Annotated in this window: 13 protein-coding genes; 5 read left to right on the forward strand and 8 right to left on the reverse strand. The window is 44.3% G+C overall.

Going from position 1 to position 15366, the window contains the following annotated elements:
• Positions 1–99 precede the first annotated feature (99 nt).
• Entirely contained in the window at positions 100–486 is a 387-nt protein-coding gene (crcB, locus tag GYX26_RS08790; protein ID WP_100114536.1) for a fluoride efflux transporter CrcB, read from the forward strand.
• An 18-nt stretch (positions 487–504) separates the two neighbouring features.
• Here the strand turns inward: crcB and GYX26_RS08795 are convergent, their stop codons facing one another.
• Together GYX26_RS08795 and GYX26_RS08800 are read right to left on the reverse strand one after the other, a co-directional pair.
• Positions 505–1050: a GNAT family N-acetyltransferase gene (locus GYX26_RS08795; RefSeq protein WP_174828927.1), complete on the reverse strand. Its 546-nt coding sequence runs from the start codon at positions 1048–1050 to the stop codon at positions 505–507.
• 53 nt (positions 1051–1103) lie between these two features.
• Entirely contained in the window at positions 1104–2732 is a 1629-nt protein-coding gene (locus GYX26_RS08800) for an ABC-F family ATPase (protein WP_100114534.1), read from the reverse strand.
• 146 nt (positions 2733–2878) lie between these two features.
• Between GYX26_RS08800 and GYX26_RS08805 the strand changes: the two genes are divergently transcribed.
• Positions 2879–4105, forward strand: coding sequence for a chloride channel protein (locus GYX26_RS08805; protein ID WP_174828928.1), 1227 nt, complete (start codon positions 2879–2881; stop codon positions 4103–4105).
• Between the two features lie 23 nt (positions 4106–4128).
• On the opposite strand, the gene hemF is transcribed toward GYX26_RS08805, so the two are convergent.
• On the reverse strand, positions 4129–5055 hold the full coding sequence (gene hemF / locus GYX26_RS08810; RefSeq protein WP_174828929.1) for an oxygen-dependent coproporphyrinogen oxidase: 927 nt from the start codon (positions 5053–5055) through the stop codon (positions 4129–4131).
• 238 nt (positions 5056–5293) lie between these two features.
• Here hemF and grxB point away from each other — a divergent pair, with 238 nt between their 5' ends.
• Complete coding sequence (grxB, locus tag GYX26_RS08815) at positions 5294–5941, forward strand: glutaredoxin 2 (protein ID WP_174828930.1); 648 nt, start codon at positions 5294–5296, stop codon at positions 5939–5941.
• Between the two features lie 272 nt (positions 5942–6213).
• Positions 6214–7926 carry a thiamine pyrophosphate-dependent enzyme gene (locus tag GYX26_RS08820; protein ID WP_174828931.1) on the forward strand — a complete coding sequence of 571 codons (1713 nt, stop codon included), beginning with the start codon at positions 6214–6216 and terminating at the stop codon, positions 7924–7926.
• Positions 7927–8172: 246 nt separating this feature from the next.
• Here the strand turns inward: GYX26_RS08820 and GYX26_RS08825 are convergent, their stop codons facing one another.
• Complete coding sequence (locus tag GYX26_RS08825) at positions 8173–8946, reverse strand: isocitrate lyase/phosphoenolpyruvate mutase family protein (RefSeq protein WP_174828932.1); 774 nt, start codon at positions 8944–8946, stop codon at positions 8173–8175.
• Between the two features lie 765 nt (positions 8947–9711).
• On the opposite strand from GYX26_RS08825, the gene GYX26_RS08830 reads away from it, so the two are divergent.
• A complete protein-coding gene (locus GYX26_RS08830) occupies positions 9712–10590 on the forward strand; it encodes a S24 family peptidase (protein ID WP_174828933.1) in 879 nt (292 codons plus the stop codon).
• Positions 10591–10740: 150 nt separating this feature from the next.
• On the opposite strand, the gene GYX26_RS08835 is transcribed toward GYX26_RS08830, so the two are convergent.
• The 4 genes from GYX26_RS08835 to greB all read right to left on the reverse strand — a co-directional run bounded on the left by GYX26_RS08835 (position 10741) and on the right by greB (position 15290).
• Positions 10741–12738 carry a DUF3488 and transglutaminase-like domain-containing protein gene (locus GYX26_RS08835; protein ID WP_174828934.1) on the reverse strand — a complete coding sequence of 666 codons (1998 nt, stop codon included), beginning with the start codon at positions 12736–12738 and terminating at the stop codon, positions 10741–10743.
• Positions 12738–13673 carry a DUF58 domain-containing protein gene (locus tag GYX26_RS08840; protein WP_174828935.1) on the reverse strand — a complete coding sequence of 312 codons (936 nt, stop codon included), beginning with the start codon at positions 13671–13673 and terminating at the stop codon, positions 12738–12740. The genes GYX26_RS08835 and GYX26_RS08840 overlap by 1 nt, the downstream gene beginning before the upstream one ends.
• Positions 13657–14568 (reverse strand): MoxR family ATPase, encoded by a 912-nt coding sequence (locus GYX26_RS08845; protein WP_174828936.1) that lies wholly within the window; start codon positions 14566–14568, stop codon positions 13657–13659. The genes GYX26_RS08840 and GYX26_RS08845 overlap by 17 nt, the downstream gene beginning before the upstream one ends.
• A 218-nt stretch (positions 14569–14786) precedes the next feature.
• A complete protein-coding gene (gene greB / locus GYX26_RS08850) occupies positions 14787–15290 on the reverse strand; it encodes a transcription elongation factor GreB (protein ID WP_174828937.1) in 504 nt (167 codons plus the stop codon).
• Positions 15291–15366 lie beyond the last annotated feature (76 nt).

Consider the following 15366-nt stretch of genomic DNA (forward strand, 5'->3'; position numbering starts at 1 on the left):
AAACCCTAGCGTAGTCATTTCAGCTGCACATGGCAATATAGGATACTGCTTTAGCGTAAAATAAATAATCCTATACCCATATTTTTTACTGGATTCATTATGTATTTATCTTTATTCGCCATTGCCAGCGGAGCTGCGCTGGGTGCCATTTTGCGCTGGCTGCTGGGTATCAGCCTGAATTCACTTCATTCCTGTCTGCCGTATGGCACCTTAGTGGCCAACTGGACAGGAGCCTATCTGATTGGCCTGTCCAGTGGCCTGTTTATGCATTTAGTGAATATTGCACCTGAATGGCGATTGTTTGTCATCACCGGTTTTCTTGGCGGGCTGACTACTTTTTCAACTTTTTCGCTCGAATCTGTGCAATTACTTCAGTCACAACGCTATGCTCTGGCCATAACCCATATGCTGCTGCATACAGGCGGTTCCTTAGTACTCACCATACTCGGTTTACTGAGCGTACACTGGTGGCTGAAAATCGCCTGAAAAAGCATCATGTGTTTATCAGCCATCCACAGGCTGCGCTGGTGTTTCCAGAATGAGCTGGTATAGCGCCGCATCCAGCCAGTGGCCGAACTTGAAACCAATCTGCGGCAATGTGCCCACATGTTTGAAGCCAAGCTGCTCATGCAGGGCTATGCTGCCACTATTGGCTGCATCAATTACACCCATTAATACATGCATATCTGCCTTTTGTGCACGAGCAATCAGCTCCTGCATCAGCTTGCGTGCCAGCCCCTGCCGCCGGCAGTCATTGCGTACATACACACTGTGTTCTACAGTATATTTATTAGCCGGATAATCCCGGAATGCACCCCATGAAGCAAAGGCCAGCAGTTCTCCCCGCCCGTTTACTGCGCCAATTACCGGACAATTGCGCGCACGCTTGGCTGCAAACCAGCCTTCCATGAATGACAGTGAGCGCGGTTCATAATCATAAAGGGCAGTAGAACCAGCAATAGTATCGTTAAAAAGCGCCAGAATGGCTGCCGCGTGTTCTTTTTCCGTACAGTCTACCAACTTTACCGTATCATTCCTGTCTATATTCATTACTTTCTCCCATATAAAAAAACTGCCTGTAAACACAGGCAGTCAGCACAAAATCAGACCAAACCTTTTTTGGCCAGATAACCTTCATAATCACCCAGATAATACTCAAAGCCGCCTTCACCATCCAGCTCAAGAATCTGCGTAGCCAGACTGGAAACAAACTGACGGTCATGAGATACAAACACCAGCGTACCCGGGAATTTTTCCAGCGCCATATTTAACGCTTCAATGCTTTCCATATCCATGTGGTTAGTGGGTTCATCCATCACCAACACATTCGGTTCCTGCAAAATCAGCTTGCCATACAGCATACGGCCTTTTTCACCACCCGACAGTACCTGCACCTGCTTGCCCACTTCATTGCTGCCAAAAAGCAAGCGCCCCAAAGTACCGCGAATTACCTGCTCATCATCGCCTTCTTTACCCCACTGGCGCATCCACTCAGTTAAAGTCATCGGTACATCAAAATCGTTTTCGTGGTCTTGCGGATAATAGCCTACCTGTGCTTTTTCCGCCCATTTAACTGTACCGGTATCGGCCTTGATACCTTCGTTACAGGCTTCATCGTATGCACCGGCCAGTAATTTCAGCAGGGTGGATTTACCGGCACCATTTGGGCCGATAATGGCCAGTCGTTCACCAGCATCCAGCATCAGACTTAACTTGTTAAACAATTGCCGGTCGAATCGTTTGGATAAATCCTGCACTTCCAGCGCCTGCCGGTGCAGTTTTTTCTTGTCGTCAAAATTAAAGCGGATAAACGGGCTCTGACGGCTGGATGGCTTCACTTCTACCATATCGGCCTTGATTTTGTCTGCCAGTTTGGCACGACTGGTTGCCTGCCGTGCCTTGGATTTATTGGCAGAAAAACGCGCCACAAATTCCTGCAATTCCTGTAGTTTTTCCTTGGCTTTGGCGTTGTCTTTCAGGGTACGTTCACGCGCCTGAGTTGAAGCCAGCATATAATCATCATAATTACCCGGGTACAGTGTAATGCCGCCATAATCCACATCGGCCATATAAGTGCACACTTCATTCAGAAAGTGGCGGTCGTGTGAAATAATAATCATGGTAGATTCATAGCTATTCAATACCCCTTCCAGCCAGCGAATGGTATTGATATCCAGATTATTGGTGGGTTCATCCAGCAACAGCACATCCGGTTTGGAAAACAGTGCCTGCGCCAGCAGTACGCGCAGTTTGAAGCCGGGCGCCACTTCACTCATGCTGGCATTATGTAAATGCTCATCAATGCCCACACCGGCAAGCAATTCAGCAGCACGTGCCTCAGCCGTATAACCGTCATACTCGGCAAACTTAGCTTCCAGATCAGCCGCGCGCATATAGTCATCTTCAGTGGCATCCGGATTGGCATAGATAGCATCACGCTCTGTCATGGCTGCCCACATTTCCGTATGCCCCATCAACACCACGTCCAGCACCCGCATATCTTCATATGCAAACTGATCCTGCCGCAGCTTACCCAGCCGCAGCCCCTGATCGATGGCAACTTCACCGCTGCTGGGTTCCAGATCGCCACCCAGAATTTTCATAAAAGTTGATTTACCTGAACCGTTGGCACCAATCAAACCATAACGATGGCCGCCACCGAACTTCACCGACACATTTTCAAACAATGGCTTAGCGCCAAACTGCATCGTAATATTATTGGTACTGATCACAGGAATGTTTCCTTTAAAATCCTGACAAAATGGTCTAATTTTAGCACAGGCACATGCCAAAATTCGGCAATCCCTGTACTGACGTTTACAATATAGTCATTTAAAATGTAAAAAACACTTTTTATTTACTACAAATTCATAGTGATATGGCCAGATTAAGCCCTAAACTAATAGCCTTATTATTGCTCTGTGGTGCCATTGCTGGTGTGGCCGGCATAGTGCTTATCGGCTTATTGCATTTTATACAGCAGATAGTTTACGGAATTTCCCGCGTTGATGGCATCACTTTTCGCAACATAGTCGAACAAACCAGCGCCACACATCGGCTACTGGCCTTAAGCGGCTGTGGCGTGGTTGCCGGCACAGGCTGGTTCTTACTGCACCGTTATGCCCCCAAACTGATTGATATCAAACAGGCAATCGGTAACAGCGGCACACCCATACCATTAAGCACCACTTTGATGCATGGCCTGCTTCAGATACTTACCGTAGGTATGGGCTCCCCTCTCGGACGTGAAACGGCACCGCGTGAAATCAGTTCAGCACTTGCTGATTATATTAGCCGACGCTTATCTATCAGCACTGAGGAGCGCAAAATCCTGCTGGCCTGTAGTGCGGCTGCCGGTCTGGCAGCGGTTTTTGATGTGCCACTGGCTGGTGCCCTGTTTGCGCTGGAAACCCTGCTATTCAGTTTTCAGCGTAATCACGTTATCGCTGCTTTAACCTGCTGTACCACTGCTGCCTGGGTCGCCCGTGTGGGATTGGGTAGCACGCCAGCCTATCAGCTACCTGCGTTTACTTTGAACAGCCCACTGTTAATTTGGGCGCTGCTGCTCGGCCCGGTAATCGTTGCCAGCTCATGGTTGTTACAACGCCAGCTGGCCTACTGTAAACCAGCCGCCCGCAGTAATCCCAAACTGATTTTTATCAGTATGGCTGCTTTTATATTAATTGGTGTCATGGCCATGTGGTTGCCAGAAATACTGGGTAATGGCAAAGCCGGTAACGAACTGTTATTTAATGCCAGCATTGGCTGGCATTACGCTCTGGCATTGTTAATCGGCAAATGGCTGGCACTGCTGCTGGCAACCCGCGGTGGTGCTTATGGTGGATTTATTACCCCCTCAATGATGCTCGGCGGCCTCATCGCATTACTGGCAGCCACTGCCTGGAACAACGTACTACCATCAGTGCCCATTGTTGCCGCAGTGGTGACTGGTGCCACCGTTTTTCTGGCCATACAGCAAAAAATGCCCCTCACTGCCATATTATTTGTACTGGAAATAACCAATATCACACCAGACTTTATCATGCCTGTGAGCCTGTGTCTGCTTACCGCACTACTCTGCCAGCAAGCTTTAAACAAACAGTAAACCAAAAAGGATTTGCTACCTGCCTAAACCGGACAGGTTTCGGCTTCTGCCAGCCAATCGTGTATGCGCAAATATTCTGCCAACTGGGCTTCAGCAGAACCCGCTACTGGTTCATACTGGTATTCAAAGCGGGCTAAAGGCGGCATTGACATCAGAATCGACTCAGTGCGTCCGCCGGCATGCAAACCAAACTGTGTACCGCGGTCACACAACAGATTAAATTCAATATAGCGTCCCCGCCGGTATAACTGAAACTGTCGCTCCCGCTCTCCATAACTCATATTTTTACGTCGTGCCACAATAGGCAGGTATGCCTGTAAATAGGCTGCACTTACCGCCCGTACAAAAGCAAAACACTGTGCAAAATCCCAGCGGTTTAAGTCATCAAAAAACAAACCGCCCACACCTCGTTGCTCCTGCCGATGCGGCAAATAAAAATAACGGTCGCACCACTCTTTAAATTCGGTATATACCGTTGCACCAAAAGGCAAACACGCCTCACGCGCCACCTGATGCCAATGCACTACATCTTCCGTAAATGGATAAAATGGCGTCAGATCAAAGCCTCCTCCAAACCACCAAACCGGCTTGGCCTGTTCAGGATAGGCCACAAACAGACGCACATTGGCATGGCTAGTAGGAATATATGGATTACGCGGATGTACCACCAGTGATACCCCCATGGCTTCATACGGAGCACCAGCCAGATGCCGGCGTTGCTGCGTTGCTGAAACTGGCATCGCTTTACCCGTTACATGGGAAAAATTTACGCCAGCCTGCTCAAACACAGCACCGTCTTTCAGCACCATACTGCATCCCTTGCCCAGACCACCAGACCACTCATCTGCCACAAACCCGGCAGTACCGTCTTCCTGTGCCAGAGCTGCAGTTAAACCTGCCTGAAAATTTTTAAAAAAACTTAAAACTTGATTAAACGCATCACAACTCATGAAAAAACCGTGAACTAAAATTAATTAATATATGTATAATATCAATTAATTCTTATTAAAAAGAATTCACAAAACCAGATTTTTTTAAAATCAAAAAGATTGTGTAAAGAAAGTATTTTACTGCACATTTATCATCAGCAAGAGGCTAATTACAACATCAATACCTGATAAATGTGTTCCAGACAGCGTAAACAGCACCCCTTTAATTCACACAATACACCAAAACAAGGAAACCAGAATGAAACTTTATCTTTATGACCATTGCCCCTACTGTGTGCGTGCCCGCATGATATTTGGTAAAAAAATCGTACCGGTAGAAAATATTTACCTGCTCAACGATGATGAAGACACACCCAATAAACTCATCGGCACAAAAATGGTACCGATATTGGTGAAAGACGATGGCAGCGCCATGGGTGAAAGTCTGGATATTGTGCACTACATCGACCAGCTTGCCGGTGGTACTTTATTAAACAGCACAGTCCGCCCCGAAATCGAAGGCTGGATAAAAATTGTAGATACTTACCGCAATTTCCTTACTCTGCCGCGCTGCATCAGCATTAATCTGCCTGAATTTGCTACTCAAAGTGCCATAGATTATTTTGTTAACAAAAAAACAGCTATCTACGGCGATTTTCAACAACATCTGCTTAACAGCCAAACCTATATTGAGCGCCTGAATGCCGATTTGATTGCATTGTCACCATTGCTTATCAGCGATCGCGGTGCCAGCGGCACATTTGGCATGGAAGATATTCTGTTATTTCCATTACTGCGCAATCTGACCATGGTTAAAGGTGTTGAATGGACGGCACCGGTACTCGACTACATGCACAGCATCAGTCGCATTACCCGAATTCCCCTGTTTGATGACTGCGCCATCTAAAACTTCTCCTTTGTCCCAATTGGCAGGCGATACTATGTATCGCCTGCTTTTTTATTAGATGATATTCATAAATATCAACTCATAATGAGTTTACCAACATTCTTGTGTTGTAGATTACTCACTGCCACAATAAATATTGATAAAAGATTAACATGCTGCTTAAATTTACTGTATACATAAAAATATAGCAACGATAACCAAATGATTATCAAGTAAACTATTTATTCATTTTCTATCTATTAATGAATAATCAACTTCAGAGGAAATACATCATGTCTAAAACCAAAACCGTTTCAGAAGTACTGATTGATGTACTGACCGCAGCCGGAGTAAGCAACTGCTATGGCATCATCGGTGATACCCTGAATTTTGTCGGCAAGGCCATCGAAAAAAGCAGCATTAACTGGGTACATACCCGTCATGAAGAAGCTGCTGCATTTGCCGCCGGTGCTGAAGCCTTAATTACCAATAAACTCACCGCCTGCGCAGGTTCATGTGGTCCCGGCAGTCTGCATCTGATTAACGGACTGTACGAATCCAATCGCAACAATGCGCCAGTCATTGTGATTGCCAGCCAACTGACTGCCACATCAATGGGTACCGGCTTTCCTCAGGAAGTAGATTTCCTCAAAGTTTATCAGGACACCAGCGTATTCTGTCAGATGGTTAACCAGCCACAGGAAGCACAGCGTATCTTCATTCAGGCGGCTCAGACAGCAATTAACAAGCGCGGCGTAGCCGTTGTTATCCTGCCCAGCGACATCAGCAAAATGGAAGTAGTCGAACAACCGATAAAAATCTGGCAGCCGCAACCAGTTACCCGCCCGAATGATAATGAAATCGAAGAACTGATTAAAGCTATCAATCAGGGCAATAAAATCACCATTTATGCCGGTTATGGTAGTAAAGATGCGCATGACGAAGTGATTGCCTTAGCTGAAAAACTTAAGGCTCCAGTTGTACACACGTCCCGCGCTAAGGACAGCATTGCCTGGGAAAACCCCTATCAGATAGGCATGACCGGCATGTTTGGCACCAAAGCCGGCTATGAAGCAGTCAAAAACTGCGACACTTTATTATTACTTGGCTGCGGTTTTGCATGGGCAGAATACTATCCAGAAAACGCCAACATAATCCAGATTGATCACGATGCGACTCAACTAGGTTTACGTTATCCAATCAGTCTGGGACTGGTAGGCGATGTTAAAACTACCCTGCAAACTGTTTTACCCAAAATTCAGCCACATAGCGACAGCAGTTTTCTGGATCACCATACCGCCTTATTTGCCAAAATCATGGATAAATATGAAGCTTATGCCACGCCAGACGACAAACATCCAATTCATCCGCAACAACTGATTGAACTGATAGACAAACATGCCGACGACGATGCACTGATTACCGCTGACGTGGGCACACCCATGTTGTGGGGCGCACGCTACCTGACTATGAACGGTAAGCGACGTTTTCTTACCAGCCTGAAACATGGCACCATGTCAAACGGCATGCCTCAGGCTTATGGATTGCAGAAAGCTTTCCCAGCACGGCAAGTAATTTCCTTATCTGGTGATGGTGGCCTAGCCATGCTGATGGGTGACCTGCTTACCGCCAAACAGGAAAATCTGCCGATTAAAATAGTCGTTTTCAACAACAGCTCCCTCAATTTTGTTGAACAGGAACAAAAAGGCGAAGGACTTGTAGAAGTATTTGTTGACCTGAAAAATGGTGATTTTAAAACCATTGCCGAAGGTTGTGGCTTCTGCGCCCAGAGTGTCAGCAAATCTTCCGAACTGGAAGCCGCAGTACAAACCTTTCTGGCACATAAAGGCCCGGCTCTGCTGGATGTCGTAATCAGCGACAAAGAACTGATGCTGCCGCCAGCAATCAGCTATGAGAATGTGAAAAACATGGTTTGGTATGGTTCCAAAGCCATACTTGAAGGCAAAGGCAAAGACGTTATCGACATGATAAAGAATAATATCTGAACTTACCAAACACAGGCTCACTGCTTAGACTTTATCATAGCAGTGGGCTTTATTTATGGCTGCAAGTATACAAGTGCTACTGCATAACTTCCATATCAATACCAGCTTATCAGGAGTACATACTGAATCTGCTCACCAGCTTACAATGGTATTTATAAAATATGAAGCAATGAAAGGATATTCATTTAAAATATTTAGAACATTAATATGCTTTAATTCTGCATATCAAGTTTAGTAATATTCAAATCAGCTGTTGCTATCAGCACTGAAAATATCATCAAAAGATTGATTGCCCATAACCCTACCAAGTTTATGTTTAAGTATCGTAGATATATTAGAAAATAAACAATCTCCCATGCTGATCCGTTTAACACCTAACTCTTTGAGCTTTTCAAAACCAGGTAGATCAGGCATAGCCATAACATTAATAGGTAACCGAGATTTATCTACAAGAAATTTAATATCTGATTCATGCACTAAACAAGGGATAAAAATTCCATCAGCACCAGCTTTTGTATACAGTTCAATGCGTTTTTGGGTTTCATCCAGCTTATTCGGAACATTTAATAAATAAGTATCTGTTCGGATATTAAGGAAAATATTTAGATTAGCTTCATTAAGTCTGCTTTTAACCTCATGAATAATATTAGCGAAGCTTTTACCATCAACCAGTATTCGTTCTTCATTCACAATACTATCCTCAAGATTAATTCCTGCAATTCCATATGTAGCCAGCTCCTTAATATTATTGACTATTTCAGTTGGTATTCTGCTATACCCTGCCTCCATATCAACTGAAAGAGGTAAAGATGTGTTATTAGCAATTCTTTGTATAACATAACACAACTCCTTAAATTGCATCTTTTCTCCATCTTCATAGCCAAGCATACAAGCAATCGCAGCACTGGAAGTACCAATAGCCTGAAAACCTAGTTTTTCGGCTATCCTGGCACTATTTGCATCCCAAACATTACATAGTATTAAAGGATAAGAATTTTTATGTAATTCATTAAATGTCATAATAAAACCTCAGAAGTTATTGATGACATTCATAATAGAATTAATAAATTGAATACGACAACCTAAGAATTGACAAGTATTTTTTTGTTTAGAGCATTAATCACATATAGCATTGATTATTAAAAATTATGTACTATAAAATAAATAAGACTACTGAAACTTTCAAACCAGCGGCGATTTGCATCAAAGTCATTTTCAATATCATTCAAAAAAATATTCCTAAGACATTATTTTATCCATATAAATATTACAGCATTAAATGATTAATTTCAGATACAAAAGTACTCAAGCTATTCTGAATTATTCATCTGCCTGAGTAGCCAGCAATCAGCCTCAAGTATAAAAAGATAAATACTTCATTTTTAACAACACCCAATCCAAATTTAATAATCATTAAAATCATATAGTTAATTATTCACACTAATTAATCCTTTTCAATCAAAATAATTTAAAGTATTGTTATTTCTTAACCTTTATTCAACATGAATAAAGGTTATCTGTCAGCAGGGTTTTCGAACAGTCAGGCATTTTTGACAATGCGGGAAAACTTCTGGCTCTAAGATTAATATGATCATTCAACGCTGTAATAGACTACCCAGCCATTGATATAGAATCAATAGCTGGGTAGTTTTCGCTTTACCATGTTTATATTTAGATGCTGCAATGTCAGTCTGAAAATAATCAGACACTTGAAACTTTTGACCTTTTATATAGGTAATTTTATAATAAGCTAAAGTAAAGAAATTGCAAAGGAGGTATATATAAATGCCGGCAAAGGTGACATTTACAGAGGCCAAAAACTTATACGAATCAAAATTTCCAAATAATAAACTGATTAAGTTTGAATCAGCATCAAGACCTTGTTCTATATTATGTTACAAACATGGCTTGGTAGAAGATTTAGGTTTCAGGAATTTAAGGCTCTCCAAATATGGTTGTCCTAAATGTGCACGGGATCATCGTAGGCGAGGCGTTGACGCTAAAATTAAGCAGTATTTAGATATGAATTCTAGTAAACGTTTAAATAAGGTTAAGAAATTTGGTGATACCGTACCTCGTAGAACAGATAAAACCAGACGAATCAAGTCCTGTACCTTAGCAGAATCTCCGGTGGAGTATAGTAGTAAAGGATCTACTGCCAAACACGCTTTAAGTAATAAAGCGCGTACTGGGCAACTTTCTTCATCTCATGTACAGCCAGTATTCGATGATAAGCCAGAAGATTTACCAAAAAACAACTTTGCTCTAGTACCGTATCATAGTGATGTAAAAGTGGCTGCCGGATTAGGGCGTTTTAATAATACTCTTGAAACTTTGCCTATTCCTTTAAGTCTACCTGAGCTACAAAAGTTAGGCGTTCAACCAAATAACATTATTTGTTGTCGGGTTCCTGATGATAGTATGGATCCAATACTACAAGATGGTGCTTTGGTAGGAATTGATACGGCGGAAACTGAGATTCGTAGTGGAAAAATTTATGCGTTTATGGACAATGATGGTTGGTCGTATATAAGAATTTTAGTTAAGACGGACGATTCTCGTATAAAGATTCATAGTTACAATTATTCTTATGAAACAGAGACAGTTATTCCTGAATCAATTCGTGTTATTGGCCGTTTGTTCTGGGCTGCCTCAATATTTTAGGCAAATTGTAATCAACTGCTGCATCAAGTACGCCATCTTATGTATTACAAATATTCAAAATATTGACCAATGCTTCAGGTTTGACAGGATTTATCTATCTACTTAGCTACCAAACAGGGTTCACCTAAAAACAGATAGATGCTTTAATTATCACGATAACCGGCGAACAGCCTGCTTTACTTTACGATACCATGCACGCTGTTGCCGTTTTTCCGGCATACCGGCAGCTCCATACTGCCAATCAATATATTGAGCCAGTAAAGCAGCCAAACTATCATTAAGTAAACCATGTTCAGCCAGAATAGCCTGTAGTTCCAGCGGGCCGATGGCCGATAACTCCGTCTCGTCCCCTTCTATAACAGCCTGCTTAAGCAGATTGATACCATCAGTCAATGGCTGCGCCTGCATATTTCCCTGTTTACGCAGCCAGATAATCAGTGGCAGCGCAGTAATCATAATCGCAATCGCAATCACCAGTAACAATGCTGACTTGGGTATATCTTTTAATTTAAGCCAGTGCAATATCGAATTTTGGCGGCCAGAGTCATAGTTAACTACCCATTGCTGCCAGTAAAACTGGCCTTTATCCAGATATTTTTGTAATAATGGATAAGGTGAAGACAAACCAGCTCGCTGTTCTGCTGGCAAAGCATTTTCCACCCCGTTTTCCACCCGTACTGATGAAACAGCACTGGTTGGGTCTACCCGCTGCCATTTACCTTTTTCTGCTATCCAGATTTCTGTCCATGCATGAGCGTCTTTACTGCGAATCTGCCAGAACTTCTCATCAGGATGATATTCGCCTCCCTGATAGCCAATCACAATTCGTGCCGGAACACCTACCGCACGCGCCAGCCATACAGTAGCATCTGCATAGTCTTCACAAAAACCTTCCTGACTACTAAATAAAAAATAGTCGGTTTTATTCAGAGATTCATGACTGCGTTTTGGTGTTAGCGTATATTGAAAACCACCATTACGAAAATAAGCCAGTATATGGCGGATAAATTCCTCACTGCTGTTGGACTTCTTAGCCAATTGTTGCGCCAGCCGGCGGGTTTCAGGATTAAGTCTGGCCGGCAGCTGGGTATAGTAATTCAACAAACTCCGATCCATTTGCTGGTGCAGATAAGGTACCAGCTGAGAATATAAATGCACCCGGCGCAAGCCTTCCCGACTTTTATTCACCCGTACCACATTTCCCACCCGCCGGCTTAAATCAGACTGACTGTCTGCCAGTGGCTGATCCAGCGCCGGTATACGACCATGATCGTCCTGAATAATCAGCTGATAGCCCACCAGCCTACTATCAGGTCGCTGTGCTAAAACAGCCCTGTCTGGCAACTGCAAAGTATCTTCATCGGTATACTGTTCTTTCACAGCATGCCACTGCCCGTCCTGATTATTACCCATCACCATCACACGCCAGTATAGATCGGCATTGCGGGGAATCACATCATTATCAAAAGTAACATTAAACGCCAGTGCATTACTCGGAATCAGATTACTGATACTGCCAGCGTCAAGTGTATCTGATAACCCAGTTATGGAAGACTGCTGTGGCTGCGGTACACCCCATAATGGCGTATCCTTGCGCGGCACCACCATAAACAGAATCACGGCCAGCGGAAAAGACAGAACCAAAACCAGTGCGCCCTGCCGCATAGCGGCAACCGGATTAATACCAGCCAGTAAACCCAGCGAAGAAATCAGACAGAATAAAGCCACAATCAGCCATGGTGCCATCAGCATGCTTTGATTAAACAGCAGGCCGCCACCCATTAAGATCAGCTGTGCCAGTAACAATATCTGCCAGTCACGCAGAGTTTCGCCTTCAAAAGCCTTAAGCACAATCATCAGCATCAGCAGCGAAACACTGGCATCGCGACCTATAATTGTTCCAATACGAAAATATACCCATACAGCAGTAGCCACCAGCAATAACACCAGTGCCCACAGCGGCAGCTTTTTAACATTGGTAAAAAGCAGGGCTACACGCATAATCAACAGTACAGCAAATGCGGCGCCTACGCTCAGTGGTAAATCAAATAATAAAGGTAAAGCTACCCACGCCAGCATCAGCAATAAAATAAACTGCGTGCGTACCGGAGGAGATTTACGTAAAAAAATCGGATCAGCAAGCCACATCACCATCTACCCAAAGCATTCAGACATTGTGTCCGCTGAGCAGTAGCTGCCTCATAGCGCTGCCGCGGTAATTCCAGTATATACTTTTCTCCACTGGCATCTGCTGCCAGAACGCGGTAACACATCATACTGGCCATTTTTTCCAGACTGGTACCCTGCGGATAATCACGATAGGAAATCAGCAGTGGCTGTACCTGCGTACCACCCTGCTCAAAATACTTATCCAGTAAATCACCTGTTTTGGCATAGTGCTTCCATGCAATCTGTCGCGGTGAAGTGGTATTCTGATGTGGCAGCAAATATGCCGGGTCCTGACCGCTCAAACTGATTTGTGTACTCTGCTCATCGCCACTGGCTCTTGCCGTAGGGATATTGTGCTCAATGGGTTCAGGAAAAATCACAATCTCATCAGTAAATTCCCAATGTGTTTTAATCATTAGCAACCCAAATGGTGCCATACTGGCACCAGCCAGCATCAGCGTGGGCAGAATTCCGCGCCGCTGTGGTGGTAATATCCAGACAAAATCTGTATTTTCGGGTGTAATCGTCCATAACTGCCAGTCGCTGGCGGTACCGGTTATCTCCTGTGCTGTTTGCAGCCACAACCAGCGCGTGCGTTTACAGCTATCACAGGCACGTAAAGTCAACACACAATCTTTACCAGCAAAGTATTCCTGCTGCGGCACAATAGCCAGTACCAGCCCGGTAAGCTGACGTATACCGGCAAGTGCACCAAACAGCAATATACCCAGTAACCAGAATACCAGCGCATAGGCCACATTTACCTGATAATTAACCGCTATAATCCACAACAGAATACAGGCGATAGCCAGTCCCCAGCCCATGCGTGTCAGATTAATGCGCACATTACGGGCACGCAAAGCAGTATGCCCATCAATAAGCGTGGGTGCCGGTACCTCAGACCACTGCAACATAATCCAGCATCTCGGTGAGCAGCGTACTGCTTCTGGCTTGACTTTGTAAAGGTTGCAGACGGTGTGCAGCCACTGCTACCCATACTGCCTTCACATCTTCCGGTACCACATGTGCCCGCCCATGCACCCAGGCATAAGCTTTGGCTGCCTGCACGACAGCCAGTCCGGCACGCGGGCTGAGGCCAATAGCAAACGTACCCGGTGTACGCGTGGCCGCTACCAGACGGTAAACATAATCTGCCGCTGCCGCAGATAAATTAACTTTAGCTACTTCCGCCTGCCACTGCTGCAATATTTCCCCATTGCAGACAGCTTTAAGACGCGGTACAAACTGACGACGCCCGCCTGAAAGATAGAGCTGCTTTTCTTCTTTTTCTGCCGGATAGCCAATACTCAGACACATCATAAAGCGATCCAACTGCGATTCAGGCAGGGGATATGTACCTAGCTGTTCAGTTGGATTCTGGGTAGCAACTACCAGAAACGGCTTTGGCAGTACATAGGTTTTACCATCTACAGATACCTGTCCTTCTTCCATCGCTTCCAGCAAAGCCGATTGCAGCTTGGGCGAAGCACGGTTAATTTCATCTGCGAGTAAAAAAGAATTAAAAACTGGCCCCGGATGAAAAATAAATTCACTGGTTTTCGGCTGAAAAACACTTACACCGAGCAAATCAGCAGGCAGCATATCGTTAGTAAACTGTACGCGCTGATAATTTAATCCCAATACGGCGGCCAGTGCGTGTGCCAGTGTAGTTTTGCCAACACCTGGCACATCTTCAAGCAAAATATGCCCGCGCGCCAGCACACAGGTAACAATCTGTATCAATAATTGCTGCTTACCCAGAATCAGAGCATTGAGCTGTTTGAAAATTGGTTCAAGTTTTGGATTCATGTTTTAACGCAGTTGTAAGAAAAAATCCGGCAGCATCATCAAACATGGACATACTGCGGTAACAATTAATAATAAACCCTGCAATACTTACACCATCATTGCTTAATACCAACATTATCTGAAAACATACACGCTTTACCGCAATAGCTCAGACTATAAATGCCATATAAAAGCAAAATTACTAACTAGATTTAACATTATGCATGATTAAGAGCAGATTAATCAATGCGAACATACTCTACTGCCAGTATTTCAATATTTTCCACACCATCAGGACCATGTAAACGTACTTCATCTCCCTCATGTGCTTTCAGCAAAGTACGCGCTAACGGTGATACCCATGAAATTTTATTCCGAGCAGTATCAATCTCATCTGTACCCACAATACGCACAGTCTGCTCCTGCCCGTTTCCACGCAAAATGGTTACCGTCGCACTAAAAAACACCTGATCACTGGCTTCACGTGTCTCCGGGTCAATCACCTGTGCGGCTTCCAGCCGTTTGGTTAAAAAACGAATCCGGCGGTCGATTTCACGCAACCTGCGCTTACCATACAGATAATCACCATTTTCACTGCGGTCGCCGTTCCCGGCGGCCCAGTTCACTACATTCACTATTTCCGGACGCTCCTTATGAACCAACTGATAAAGCTCATCTTGCAGAGCCTGATGGCCAATAGGAGTAATGTAATTGGGTGCTGTTTGGGGTGGAACATTAGCCATAGTGTATTTCCCTAATTGATACAAAAACAGGCTGTCTGAAAAAATACAGACAGCCTGCTTGATTTTACAACAAATT

This window comes from Snodgrassella sp. ESL0253 (assembly GCF_013344965.1).
Lineage (GTDB): Bacteria > Pseudomonadota > Gammaproteobacteria > Burkholderiales > Neisseriaceae > Snodgrassella > Snodgrassella alvi_B.

Bases quoted from the DNA above. Each gene is read 5' to 3' on its own strand.
- crcB (WP_100114536.1), top strand. From the start codon at position 100: ATGTATTTATCTTTATTCGCCATTGCCAGCGGAGCTGCGCTGGGTGCC.
- GYX26_RS08795 (WP_174828927.1), bottom strand. From the start codon at position 1,050: ATGAATATAGACAGGAATGATACGGTAAAGTTGGTAGACTGTACGGAA.
- GYX26_RS08805 (WP_174828928.1), top strand. From the start codon at position 2,879: ATGGCCAGATTAAGCCCTAAACTAATAGCCTTATTATTGCTCTGTGGT.
- hemF (WP_174828929.1), bottom strand. From the start codon at position 5,055: ATGAGTTGTGATGCGTTTAATCAAGTTTTAAGTTTTTTTAAAAATTTT.
- grxB (WP_174828930.1), top strand. From the start codon at position 5,294: ATGAAACTTTATCTTTATGACCATTGCCCCTACTGTGTGCGTGCCCGC.
- GYX26_RS08820 (WP_174828931.1), top strand. From the start codon at position 6,214: ATGTCTAAAACCAAAACCGTTTCAGAAGTACTGATTGATGTACTGACC.
- GYX26_RS08825 (WP_174828932.1), bottom strand. From the start codon at position 8,946: ATGACATTTAATGAATTACATAAAAATTCTTATCCTTTAATACTATGT.
- GYX26_RS08830 (WP_174828933.1), top strand. From the start codon at position 9,712: ATGCCGGCAAAGGTGACATTTACAGAGGCCAAAAACTTATACGAATCA.
- GYX26_RS08835 (WP_174828934.1), bottom strand. From the start codon at position 12,738: ATGTGGCTTGCTGATCCGATTTTTTTACGTAAATCTCCTCCGGTACGC.
- GYX26_RS08840 (WP_174828935.1), bottom strand. From the start codon at position 13,673: ATGTTGCAGTGGTCTGAGGTACCGGCACCCACGCTTATTGATGGGCAT.
- GYX26_RS08845 (WP_174828936.1), bottom strand. From the start codon at position 14,568: ATGAATCCAAAACTTGAACCAATTTTCAAACAGCTCAATGCTCTGATT.
- greB (WP_174828937.1), bottom strand. From the start codon at position 15,290: ATGGCTAATGTTCCACCCCAAACAGCACCCAATTACATTACTCCTATT.